At 75.7% G+C, this 11,366-nt stretch carries 10 protein-coding genes; 3 read left to right on the top strand and 7 right to left on the bottom strand.

Features of this window, described 5'->3' with window-relative positions; all coding sequences use genetic code 11:
- From ACFU7Z_RS26400 to ACFU7Z_RS26370, 7 genes are all read right to left on the bottom strand, one after another.
- The coding region (locus ACFU7Z_RS26400) for an NHL repeat-containing protein (RefSeq protein ID WP_380780073.1) at positions 1 to 2,020 on the bottom strand (2,020 nt) is incomplete at its 3' end.
- 144 nt (positions 2,021 to 2,164) lie between these two features.
- Positions 2,165 to 3,184: a TIGR03571 family LLM class oxidoreductase gene (locus ACFU7Z_RS26395; RefSeq protein ID WP_380780071.1), complete on the bottom strand. Its 1,020-nt coding sequence runs from the start codon at positions 3,182 to 3,184 to the stop codon at positions 2,165 to 2,167.
- A 71-nt stretch (positions 3,185 to 3,255) separates the two neighbouring features.
- Positions 3,256 to 4,092, bottom strand: coding sequence for an aldo/keto reductase (locus tag ACFU7Z_RS26390; protein ID WP_380780069.1), 837 nt, complete (start codon positions 4,090 to 4,092; stop codon positions 3,256 to 3,258).
- A 12-nt stretch (positions 4,093 to 4,104) separates the two neighbouring features.
- Complete coding sequence (locus ACFU7Z_RS26385; RefSeq protein ID WP_380740273.1) at positions 4,105 to 4,461, bottom strand: nuclear transport factor 2 family protein; 357 nt, start codon at positions 4,459 to 4,461, stop codon at positions 4,105 to 4,107.
- The gene (locus tag ACFU7Z_RS26380; RefSeq protein ID WP_375876209.1) at positions 4,458 to 4,892 is read right to left on the bottom strand and encodes a heme-binding protein; all 435 of its coding nucleotides are present in this window, start codon (positions 4,890 to 4,892) and stop codon (positions 4,458 to 4,460) included. The genes ACFU7Z_RS26385 and ACFU7Z_RS26380 overlap by 4 nt, the downstream gene beginning before the upstream one ends.
- Before the next feature lie 98 nt (positions 4,893 to 4,990).
- Entirely contained in the window at positions 4,991 to 6,193 is a 1,203-nt protein-coding gene (locus ACFU7Z_RS26375; protein WP_049659333.1) for an MFS transporter, read from the bottom strand.
- A 213-nt stretch (positions 6,194 to 6,406) separates the two neighbouring features.
- Complete coding sequence (locus ACFU7Z_RS26370; RefSeq protein ID WP_049659084.1) at positions 6,407 to 6,874, bottom strand: MarR family winged helix-turn-helix transcriptional regulator; 468 nt, start codon at positions 6,872 to 6,874, stop codon at positions 6,407 to 6,409.
- A 327-nt stretch (positions 6,875 to 7,201) separates the two neighbouring features.
- Here ACFU7Z_RS26370 and ACFU7Z_RS26365 point away from each other — a divergent pair, with 327 nt between their 5' ends.
- The 3 genes from ACFU7Z_RS26365 (at position 7,202) to ACFU7Z_RS26355 (ending at position 11,306) form a co-directional block, all read left to right on the top strand.
- On the top strand, positions 7,202 to 7,792 hold the full coding sequence (locus ACFU7Z_RS26365) for a lytic polysaccharide monooxygenase (protein ID WP_117485023.1): 591 nt from the start codon (positions 7,202 to 7,204) through the stop codon (positions 7,790 to 7,792).
- Between the two features lie 227 nt (positions 7,793 to 8,019).
- Positions 8,020 to 9,117 (top strand): hypothetical protein, encoded by a 1,098-nt coding sequence (locus ACFU7Z_RS26360; protein WP_049659082.1) that lies wholly within the window; start codon positions 8,020 to 8,022, stop codon positions 9,115 to 9,117.
- Between the two features lie 227 nt (positions 9,118 to 9,344).
- Complete coding sequence (locus tag ACFU7Z_RS26355; protein WP_380780067.1) at positions 9,345 to 11,306, top strand: glycerophosphodiester phosphodiesterase; 1,962 nt, start codon at positions 9,345 to 9,347, stop codon at positions 11,304 to 11,306.
- Positions 11,307 to 11,366: the final 60 nt, after the last annotated feature.

Raw genomic sequence — 11,366 nt, 5'->3', positions numbered from 1 at the left:
CAGCTGACCGGGCACCACCGCACGCTGGACCTGCGCCGCGGCACCCTGACCCGCTGGACGTCGTACGAGGACGACGCCGGGCGGCGGCGCCGACCAGGACGACGAGTTCGTGGCCGCCCGGGTTGGTCTGCAGGGGCAGGGTGCGCCAGTTGTTGGCGAGCCATACGTTGCCGGACGGGTCGATCTGCAGGCCGGTGTTGCGTTCCAGCCCGTCGCTCGGGTAGCCGGTGTCGGGCGGGGACAGCGGTTGGCCGGTGGTGAAGCCGGGCGGACAGGCGGCGAGGTCGACGCCGCACAGCCGGGCGACGCGGTGGCCGCCGAAGTTGGCGATCCAGACGGTGTCCTCGCCGTCGACGGCGACGCCCCAGGGCAGGAACAGGCCGCCGCCGGTGAAGGGTTCGGGGGCCGGGGTGCCGTCGGAGCGGATCAGGGTGACGGAGGCGCCCGGGCGCGGGCCCGCGTCGCCCGCGACGGCGGCGTCCGCGAGGTCCCCGGCGGTGGTGTCGCCGCAGGGCACCGGCAGGATGCCGCTGTTGGCGACCCAGGCGTTGCCCCGGCTGTCGGTGGCGATGCCGAGCGGGCGGCGCAGCCCGCCGCCGGTCACCGCCCGTTCCAGGGTGCCGTCGGGGCCCAGGACCTGCACGCTGTCGCTGCCGTTGCCGCTGACCCACAGCCGCCCCGCCGGGTCGACGGCGGCGCCGAAGGGCTTGTGCAGCGCGGGGGTGGGGACCTCCCGGGCGCGGGTGGCGTCGCCGTCGGGGACGCGGGTCACGCTGTCCGCGCCGCAGCCGGCCGCCCATACGGTGCCGGAGCGGTCGGCGGCCAGGCCCTGGGGCTGGACGATGCCGCCGGCGCGCCAGCCCTCGGGCGGGGAGAGCGGGGTGCCGTCCGGGGCGAACTGCGAGAGGCTGCGCTCCAGCGGGGCCGGGTCGATCGGGCAACCCCGGCCCTGGAAGCCGAAGTTGGCGACCCAGGCGGAGCCCCGGGCGTCGACGGTGACGCCGAACCCGGCGCCGTACAGGCCGCCGCCCCGGTAGGGGGCGCCGGGGGCGTCCCGGCCGTCCGGGGTGAACTTCAGGACGGTGTCGCCGCCGCAGACCGGCACGGTGGGGTCGGCGCCGTAGCGGTAGTTGTTGCTGACCCAGGCGTTGCCGTCGGCGTCGAAGGCGATGTTGCCGGGGCCGTCGAGCTCGTGGCCGTTGCCGTCGTAGCGCAGGGCCACGGTCCAGGCCTCGGGGGCGGCGGGCAGGGCGGGCCGGTAGCGGGGGGCGGTGGCGGCGAGGGCGAACAGCTCGGCGGCGTTGTGGCCCGGGTCGTGGGCGATGTCCACGGCGGCCCGCAGGGTGTCGCGGGGCCGCTCCCGGCCGGGGCGCCGGGCCAGGTTCAGCAGCCGGTCGCAGGAGTCGCCGGTGGCGTCGACGCAGGCGGCGAGCAGGTCGGCGAGGGTGTTGAACTCGGCCAGGGTCGAGGTGAGCGCGCCGTTGGGCGGGGCGGCGAGCGGGGCGGCGATGCCTCCGGTGCCGGTGTCGGCCAGGTTGTGGGCGACGGCGGCGGCGTTGCGCAGCCCGGGGTCGGGGCCGGCCACGCCGTCGGGGCCGGTGAAGCGGGCCAGGGCGTAGGCGACGGCCACGGTGGTGCGCTCGTTGACGACGAGTTCGGGCGGCGCCCCGGCCCCGCTCAGGACGGCGGCGAGCACCGCCGGCCCGCCGGCGCCGCGCGCGCCCCCGGGCCCGGGCAGGCCGGCCAGCACGTACAGCACGGCGCGCGGGTCCTCGGGGCGGCGGTAGTCCAGGAGGAAGCGCCCGTCCGGCGCGCTGCGGGTGCGGGCCAGCACCCGGGGCGCGGCGCCCGCGCCGTCCCCGGCCTGGTAGAGCGTCACCTCGGCGCCGCCCAGCGGGGTGTCGCCGCTGCGCACCACCCCGCACTGGCCGGTCGGGGCGGCGGCCGTGGCGTGGGAGGGTCCGGCGGCGAGCTGGGCCAGGAGGGCGGCGGTCAGCAGGACGCCGCGGCGTCGGCGCATGGGGGCTCCGTTTCGGCGGTAGGGGGACGAACGGCGGTTCGTCCCCCTACCTGCCACACCGGCCGGCCGCCCGGGCGCATCCGGCCGCGGGACGCGGCGGAAATTGCCCGGTACGGGCGAGCCGGCGCGGGGCCCGTCCCCGGCTCAGCCGCGCTGCCCGGCCGCCGTGGCGGAGGGGACGGCGGCGGGGGCGGCGAAGCGGGGCAGGACCTCCTCGGCGAGCTCCTGGAGCAGCTCGTCGACGGGGCGGTCGTTGGGGCGCAGGTTGAAGGAGACGTGGGCGACGCCGAGTTCGGCCATCAGCTCCAGGTGCTCGATCAGGGCGGTGCGCCCGGTGCTGAGGCCGAGCCGGATGGGGCGCGGCGCGGCGGCCGGGTCCTCGGCGAGGGTGAGGACCATCGGCGTCAGGTAGGGCTTGTCGCCGGCGAGGTCGCGCCACTGGCGCAGCCGCGTGCGCAGCGCGTCCGGGTCGCGGGGGTAGTTGAGGGAGGCGTCGGCGTGCTCGGCGATCCACTCGGGGCTCTGCTGGGCGCCGCCGGCGACGGCGATCGGGATGCCCCCGGGGTGGACGGGCCGGGGCAGGACCTCCAGCTGCTGCTCGGCGCCGAGGCCGGCGGCGGGCAGTTCCAGCGGGCCGGGGCGCCAGGCGGCGCGCAGGGTCTCGACGCCGGTGCGGAAGGCGGCGCCGCGGCCGTGGAAGTCGCGGTCGAACAGCGGGTACTCGACGGGGCGGTCGCCGCTGGCCAGGCCGAGCAGCAGGCGCCCGCCGGAGAGCACGTCGACGGTGGCGGCGGCCTTGGCGACGAGCAGCGGTTCGCGCAGCGGCAGGACGACCGCGCCGGTGGCGAGGACCGCGTCGCGGGTGAGGGCGGCGAGGTGGCCGAGGTGGGTGAAGGTCTCGAAGACGCTGCCGGCGTCGCCGAACCGGACGGGGTCGTAGAGCGGGACGTCGCGCACCCACAGGGCGGCGAAGCCGAGGCGGTCGGCGAGGGCGGCGAGGCGGGCGTGCCCGGCGAGGTCGGGGGCGCCGAAGGGGCGGCCGGCCGCGCGGTCGGCCCGGCCGCGCTCCTGGCCCCAGTCGTTGTCCAGGGGCAGTTCCAGGCCGATGGTCAGCCGGCCGTCGGCGGGGGCCAGTCGGGCGAGTGCGGGGTGGGACGGGGCCATGGCGGGTCCTTCACAAAAGATCCCGTCCCGGGCGGCGGTGCGACCGCCCGGGACGGGAGAGTGGGGCGGGGTCAGCTCGCGTTGAACTGGTCCGGGTGCGGGCCGGTGCGCAGGTCGCGGTCGCCGGCGGCGATCGCGGCCATGTCCTGCGCGGTCAGCTCGAAGTCGAAGACGTCGAGGTTCTGCCGGATGCGGGCCGGGGTGACGGACTTGGGGATGACGATGTTGCCGAGCTGCAGGTGCCAGCGCAGGACGACCTGGGCGGGGGACTTGCCGGTGCGCTCGGCGATCGCGGTGATCGCCGGGTCGTCCAGGACGGCGCCCTGGGCGAGCGGGCTCCAGGCCTCGGTGGCGATGCCGTGCTCGGCGTGGAAGGCGCGCAGCTCGGCCTGCTGGAGGCCGGGGTGCAGCTCGACCTGGTTGACGGCGGGCACCAGCGCGCTGGTGTCCAGCAGGCGCTGGAGGTGGGCGGGCTGGAAGTTGGACACGCCGGCGGCGCGGATGCGGCCCTCCTCGACGAGGCGCTCCAGGGCGCGCCAGGTGTCGAGGTAGAGGTCGCGGGCCGGGGTGGGCCAGTGGATGAGGTAGAGGTCGACGTGGTCCAGGCCGAGCTTGGCGAGGCTGGCGTCGAAGGCGCGCAGGGTGGCGTCGTAGCCCTGGTCGGCGTTCCACAGCTTGGTGGTGACGAACAGGTCCTCGCGGGCCACGCCGGAGGCGGCCAGGGCGCGGCCGACGCCGGTCTCGTTGCCGTAGATGGCGGCGGTGTCGATGCTGCGGTAGCCGGCCTCCAGGGCGGCGGCGACGGCGGCGGTGGTCTGGTCGTCGGGGACCTGGAAGACGCCGAAGCCGAGCTGGGGGATCTCGACGCCGTTGTTCAGCTTCACGGTGGGGACGGTGGGGGTGGTCATGTGCTGTCTCCTTCAGGCGGTGCGGTCGGTGAGGGTGTAGTGGACGGTCTGGGCGCTGATGAGGCCGTCGCGGAAGACGAAGGTGTCGACGCCGTCGGCGACCTCGTGCTCGGCGGTGCGGGCGCTCCAGCGCAGGAGCAGGACCTCGCCGGCGAAGCTCGGGGTGAGCTGCCAGTCGGCGTCCGGCAGGTCGGCCAGCAGGCGGCCGATGGCCTGGCGGACGCCGGCCCGGCCGTGGAAGGTCCCGGCCGGGGTGATGGCGACGGCGTCCTCGGTGTAGTTGCCGCTGACCAGGTCGAGGTCGCCGGTGCCCAGGCGTTCGCCGTGGTCGGCGAAGACCTCCCGGGGGCTGCGGGCGGCGGTGCTCACCGGGCGAGCTGGGCGAGCCGGTCGAGGGCGGCGGCGGCGAACGAGTGGTCCTGCGCGGGGGCGCCGCCGCCGACGCCGAGGGCGCCGACCAGCCGGCCGTCGCGGTGGACGGGGATGCCGCCGGCGATGAACAGCAGCGGGCGGTCCAGCGCGGTGGGCAGGGTGTGGAACGGCCCGTCGGGCTTGACCAGGTCGACCAGGTCGGCGGTGGGGGCGTTCAGCTGGAGGGCGGTGTAGGCCTTGCGGGTGCTGGTCTCGCCGGAGATCAGCACGGCGCGGTCGTCGCGGCGGAAGGCGAGCAGGTGGCCGCCGGCGTCCAGGACGGTGACGCTGACCGGCACGCCCGCGGCCTCGGCGGCGCTGCGGGCCGCGTCGACCAGGAGCTCGGCGTCGGCGGTGGTCAGCGGGGCGACTGCGGTGGTGGTGCTCATGGTGGTGCTTCTCCCGGGGTGGGGTGGGTTCCGGTCGGGGCGGTGGCCGGTGGTGTGCCGGTGGCCGGTGGTGTGCCGGTGGCCGGTGGTGTCGATGGTCAGTGCTGCAGGGCCGCGTGGCGGGGAGCCGCGCTCGTGGTGGCGGCCTCCCGGGTGCGGTCGCGGCGCTCCAGGGCGGCGGACCAGAAGGCCAGCAGCAGGGCGGCCGCGGCGAGGACGGCGCCGACCCAGTTCGGGGCGGTGTAGCCGAGGCCGGCGCTGATCACCATGCCGCCGAGCCAGGCGGCCAGCGCGTTGCCGAGGTTGAAGGCGCCGATGTTGACGGCGGAGGCCAGGGTGGGGGCGCCGTGGGCCTGGTCCAGGACCCGCTTCTGCAGCGGGGGGACGGTGGCGAAGCCGAGGGCGCCGACCAGCAGGACGGTGACGGCGGCGGCGACCTTGTTGTGGGCGGTGAGGGTGAACAGGGCGAGCACCACGGCGAGGCCGCCGAGGGTGGTGTAGAGCATCGGCATCAGCTTGCGGTCGGCGTAGCGCCCGCCGAGCAGGTTGCCGAGGAACATGCCGACGCCGAACAGGACCAGCAGCCAGGTGACGGAGCCGTCGGCGTAGCCGGCGACGTTGGTCATCATCGGGGCGATGTAGGTGATCGCGGCGAAGACCCCGCCGAAGCCGAGCACGGTCATCGCCATGGCGAGCAGCACCTGGGGGTTGCGGAAGGCGGTCAGCTCGCGGCGCAGGTGGGCGCCCTCGGCGCGGGGCATGGCGGGGACGAGCTTGGCGATGCCGAGCAGGCCGACCACGCCGAGCGCGGCGACGCCGGCGAAGGTGGTGCGCCAGCCGACGGCCTGGCCGATGTAGGTGCCCAGCGGGACGCCGACGATGTTGGCGACGGTCAGCCCGGTGAACATGGTGGCGATGGCGCCGGCCTTCTTCTGCGGGGCGACGAGGTCGGCGGCGACGACGGAGCCGATGCCGAAGAAGGCGCCGTGGGCGAGGGAGGTCACGATGCGCCCGGCGAGCATCACGGGGAAGGACGGGGCGAACGCGGAGAGCAGGTTGCCGGCCACGAACAGGCCCATCAGCAGCATGAGCATGGTCTTGCGGCTGATCCTGGTGCCGAGGACGGTCATCAGCGGCGCGCCGATGACGACGCCGAGGGCGTAGCCGGTGACCAGCAGGCCCGCGTTGGGGATGGAGACGCCGTAGTCGCCGGCGATCTGGGGCAGGAGTCCCATGATCACGAACTCGGTGGTCCCGATCCCGAATGCGCCGATGGCCAGGGCGATGAGAGCGAGAGGCATGGGCCCGAACCCTTCTGTGATTGCTTGAGCTAGCGCCTTGCGTGCCCTAACAATAGTTGCAGACGCGCGATAAGTGCAAGCGCGGATAGGTGGCACGCGCCATAGGGTCGGGGTCGGGAGGCCGGAAACGCGGCCGGGCCCGGCCCGTCCGGACCGCGTGTGCGGTTCGGACGGGCCGGGCCCGGGGGAGTGGCGGCGCGGGGCCGGCCGGGGTCAGCGGGTGGGCGCGGCGGCGTCCACGGCCTCGACCGCCTGGACCAGCGAGGCCAGCGCGGGGGTGCGGGCGGCCTCGTCGAGCGCCTCGCGCAGCGCGGCGTCGTTGGTCGGCCGGGCCTGCTCCAGGAGCCTCAGGCCGTCCTCGCTCACGTTGGTGTAGATGCCGCGGCGGTCGGTCGGACACAGGTAGCGCGACAGCAGCCCGCGGTCCTCCAGCCGGGTGACCAGGCGGGTGGTGGCGCTCTGGCTGAGCACGACCGCGTCGGCGACCTGCTTCATCTGCAGGTGCCCGCCCTCGTCGTCGTGCTGGCGGCTGAGCACGTCGAGCAGCGAGTACTCGCGCACGCTCAGGTCGTGCTTCGCCTGCAGGGCGCGTTCGATGTGGGACTCGATCCTGCCGTGCAGGAGGGACAGGGCGCCCCAGCCGTTGGCGAGCGCGGTGAGCGCGGGGTCCGTGGCGGTCATGGGCCCCTCCTTCCGGGTATGGCTGGGTCCAGGATAAGCCATGAACAGAAATATCGGCCAGAGCTTGTATAGCGCTTGTGCAAATAATCTCCCGTGCGATTCGGGGGCGGGTGGGGCCGCGGGATGCCGGTCGGAGCCCAGTCATCACGCGGCTTTGGCGCAAATGGTTCAGACCATTGACGCGGAGGGAAGGCAGATCCTACGGTGTCGGGCAACCGGTCTGGCGCGGGCATGCCATGTCTCGGGCAGACCGCCGTGCGCACCCCCACGCGCACGCGCACGCCCCGCGCCGGGCGCACACTCCATCCACCCCCACGGAGGAGCACCATGCGCAAGCGCCACCTGATCGCCGCCGCCGCGGCCGCGATCGCCCTGCCGATCGCGGCGGCCCTGCCGGCCCAGTCGCACGGCTTCATCAACCTGCCGCCGAGCCGCTCCGCGCTCTGCGGGGCCAACGCCGTCCCGTGGGACTGCGGCGACATCCAGTGGGAGCCGCAGAGCGTCGAGGGCCCCAAGGGCTTCCCGACCCGCGGCCCGGCGGACGGCACCATCTGCGCCGGCGCGGACGCCCGCTGGGCCCCGCTGGACAACCCCCGGGGCGGCAGCTGGCCCACCACCAAGGTGACGGCGGGTCAGCAGCTCACCTTCACCTGGGAGATCGAGGCCCGGCACTCCACCAGCAGCTTCAGGTACTTCCTGACCAAGCCCGGCTACGACGCCAGCCAGCCGATCACCCGGGCCGCCCTGGACCTGACCCCGTTCCTGACCGTCCCCTACAACGGCCGCCAGCCCGCCGCCACCACCACCCACACCGCGACCCTGCCCACCGGCCGCACCGGCCACCAGGTGGTCGTCGCCGTCTGGGACGTCGCCGACACCGGCAACGCCTTCTACTCCTGCACCGACGTCCAGTTCTGACCGCTCCCCGCCCGTCCCGACGGCCCCGGCCGTCGCGTGCCCGCCGTCGCCGCCGCCCGAACCCGGACGGCGCCGGCGGGCCGCCCGCCCCCCGTGCTGAAGGCCCCTCCCCGTCCGTGCTCGCGCGCCGCAGAAGCCGCAAATAGGTACATTGGCGACATTTGGCAGCAGTGCCAAGGCTCCGCGCGTCCACGCAAGAAGGCCGACCGCCTTCGGAAAGGGTCTCCATGCGCCCCGACCTCAGCCCCGCCGTCCTCGCCGAGCTGCGCCGGCCGCGGCCCTACCCGGCGGTGTCGATCCTGATGCCCACCCACCGCCGCGAGCCGGACAACACCCAGGACCCGGTCCGGCTGCGCAACCTGCTGGCCGAGGCGAAGGAACGCGTCCAGGCCGACCCGGAGGTCTCCCGCGCCGACCGGATCGACGTGCTGGAGCAGCTCGACCGGGCCCTGACGGAGGTCGACCTGGTGCACGCCGAGGACGGCCTGGCGGTCTTCGCCGCGCCCGGCGAGCACCAGGTCTGGTCACTCGGGCGCACCGCCCCCGCCCGGGTGGTCCTGTCCGACACCTTCCTCACCCGCAACCTGGTCGCCTCGCACGCCGCCGAGCGCCCGCACTGGGTGCTCGCGGTGGCCGCCGACAAGGTGGTGCTGTGGGGCGGCACCGAGGAGCGGGTCACCGAGGACAAGGGGCACGGCTTCCCGCTGACGCGCGTCTTCGACAACCCCGACCCCGAGCGGCAGGAGCAGATCGGCGACACCCCCAGCACCTTCCGCGACGAGGCGACCAAGACCTTCCTGCGCCAGGCCGACACCGAGGTCGGCAGGCTGCTGGCCGCCGCCCCCCGCCCGCTGTACGTGGTCGGCGAGGCCGCCGCGCTCGCCCTGCTGGACGCCGTCGGCCCGATCGCCAAGGAGGCCGCCGCCCAGCTGCCGCACGGCGGCCTGGCCCAGGCCGACGCCGAGACCGTCCGCAAGGTGGTCGAGCCCGCCGTGCGCGCCCACGCCGACCAGGAGGTCGCCGAGCACCTCGCCCAGCTCGACAAGGCCCGCGGCGCCCAGCAGTTCGCGGCCGGCCTGGACGAGGTCTGGCAGGCCGTCGGCCAGGGCCGGATCGCCCGCCTGGTGGTCGAGGAGAACTTCCGCGCCACCGTGCGCGACGACGGCGAGCACCTCGTGCCCGCCGAGGCCGGCGAGAGCGGGGCCCGCGAGGACATCGTCGACGAGGTGATCGAGCGCGCCCTGGACACCGGCGGAAAGGTCGGCTTCGTCCCCGACGACACCCTCGCCGACGCCGGCCGGATCGCCGCCGTCCTGCGCTACTGACCCGCCCTCGAAGCGCCCCGCCACCGCAGCCGCCCGTCCGGTCACCACACCCCGGCGGGCGGCCGCGGCGCACCCGGCCCCGCCGCGCGTCCGCCGCGCTCGTACGGAAACGAACCGGCCAACCGGCGCACGGAATCCGCCATCTTCGCGCACCGCACGTGCAACGGCCACGAACGGTTCCCGGAATTGTGGCGCCCGGTTCGGCAATCGCCCCTAACCTGCGGCGCATGACACAGAGTCACCGCCCCCGCTCGGCCCGCCGCACCGGCCTGCTCGCCGCCGCCGTCGCCGCCTCGCTCGGCCTCACCGCCGTCGCCCTGAACGTCCCCAGCGCCGTCTCCGCCGAAGCCGCCCCCGCGGCCCCCGCGGCCCCCGCGGCCGCTGTGGCCGGCGCCGCCCCGGCCCCCGGCGAGGTCGTCCTCGACGAGCACTTCTCCGGCCCCGCCCTGCCGGCCGGCTTCACCGCCGTCGAGGGCGACTGGAAGGTCGAGGGCGGCCGCCTGGTCGGCACCTCCGCCAACTCCGGGCAGCAGAGCCGGATCACCTTCGGCCGCCACCTGGACGACTTCCGCATCGAGGCCACCGCCCGCTTCGAGAGCGTCCAGGACAACGCCCGCTGGACCGCCCTCGGCCTGGACGTCCCCGCGTCCGGCGTCACCCCCTGGTCGATCGCCACCATGCGCACCGGCACCACCGCCGCCAACGGCCTGGAATTCGCCCAGCGCACCCCCGCCAACGTCTGGAACGTCACCAACACCGCCGCGGCCCCCACCGCCGCCGGCACCGGCCGCGACGTGCGCATCGCCGTCGAGGTCCACGGCACCACCGCCCTCTGGATATTCGACGGCAAGGAGGCCCTGCGCACCACCCTGGTCGCCCGCAGCGCCGACGGCGGCCAGGCCCTGGTGGTCAACGGCTCCACCGTCTCCTTCGACGACCTCAAGGTCACCGCGCTCGCCCCCGGCGGCTGGCTGCGCCCGGCCGGCGCGCCGCTGACCGTCTTCGCCCACCGCGGCGCCTCCTCCGCCGCCCCCGAGAACACCCTGCTCTCCGACGAGATCGCCCGCCGCGGCGGCGCCGAGTGGATCGAGAACGACGTCCAGCCCAGCAAGGACGGCGTCCCCTACGTCCTGCACGACGACACCGTCGACCGCACCACCAACGGCAAGGGCCGCATCCGCGACCTGACCGCCGCCCAGATCGACTCCCTGGACGCCGGCTCCTGGTTCGGCCCCGCCTACGCCGGCGCCCGCGTCCCCACCCTGGCCGCCCAACTGGAGGACCTGCGCACCCGCGGCGGCAGCCTGCTGCTGGAGATCAAGGGCCAGCACAGCCGCGACGAGGTCGCCCGGATCGTCAAGGAAGTGCGCGACCACGGCATGACCGGCCGGGTCTTCGTCCAGAGCTTCGAGGTCGACGCCCTGCGCTACACCCGCGAGCTGGCCCCCGAGCTGCCGCTCGGCCTGCTGCGCGGCGACTTCGACGCCGACCCGGTGGCGGTCGCCAGGGACCTCGGCCTGTCCGCCTACAACCCGTCCGACGCCGGCCTCGCCGCGCGCCCGAACGTGGTGAAGGACCTGCACGCGGCCGGCGTCGCGGTCAACGTCTGGACGGTCGACTCGGCCGCCCGCTGGAAGGCCCTGGACGCCGCCGGCGTCGACGGCGTCATCACCAACCGCCCGGCGGAGCTCGCCGGTTGGAACAGCGCCTGGCTCCAGGGCGGCGCCCCCGTCCGGCCCGCCGCGCCCACCGTGGCGATCACCTCCCCGGCCGCCGGCGCCACCCTGGACCGCGCCGCGCGGCCGGTGACCGCCGTCCAGTCCACCGGCGCCGACACCGTCCGCCTCACCCTGGACGGCAAGGAGCTGGCGCCCGGCACCGCCCTGGACGCCACCGCCCTCCCGCTCGGCGGGCACACCCTGCGCGCCGAGGCCACCGGCCCCGGCGGCCGCGCCGAGACCACCACCGCGTTCACCGTCGCCGCCACCCCCACCGGCCTGGCCGCCCTGGTGCTCACCTCCGGCGCCGACCGCAACGCCGTCGCCACCCTGACCACGATGCTCGGCCAGGGCCAGTACCGGCCGCTCGCCGCCTGGGCCGAGGACCAGGCCGGCCGCGGCGTCGTCGCCGACCGGGCCGGCCTGATCGCCGCCGACGCCCGCGCCCTGGACACCGCCCCGCGCGGCTGACCGGCGCCCCGGCCCCGTACCGGCGGCCCCGTACCGCTCCGGCCCCGCACCGCCCCCGTC

It is taken from the genome of Kitasatospora sp. NPDC057518, from assembly GCF_042802075.1.
Taxonomy (GTDB): Bacteria; Actinomycetota; Actinomycetes; order Streptomycetales; family Streptomycetaceae; genus Kitasatospora.
The sequence above is the reverse complement of the archived record's forward strand: the minus strand, read 5'-3'. Positions and strand labels throughout refer to the sequence as shown.